1 protein-coding gene is annotated in these 238 nt (G+C 61.3%); it reads left to right on the top strand.

The window, feature by feature from the left end:
* Positions 1-28: 28 nt before the first annotated feature.
* The coding region (locus E1297_RS00175) for a transposase (RefSeq protein ID WP_196223059.1) at positions 29-238 on the top strand (210 nt) is incomplete at its 3' end.

The following is a 238-nucleotide window of genomic DNA, read 5'->3' as shown; positions in this document are numbered from 1 at the left end:
TGCCGGTGACTTGCGCACGGTGATGGCCATGTCCCGTGCCATGATCGATCTTTGTTGCGACAGCTACACGACCGCGCCAAAGTCCATCACGCTCGACATCGACGACATGTTTGATGCCGCTCACGGCGGCCAGAAGCTGACATTCTGGAACGGGTTTCACGGCGCGCGCGGGTTTGCGCCGGTCCATGTCTACGAGGCGGAAACCGGACGTCCTGTTGCCTTTGTCTTGCGTCCGGCC

It is taken from the genome of Roseibium sp. RKSG952, from assembly GCF_009711355.1.
This window is presented reverse-complemented; position numbering and strand designations above follow the sequence as displayed.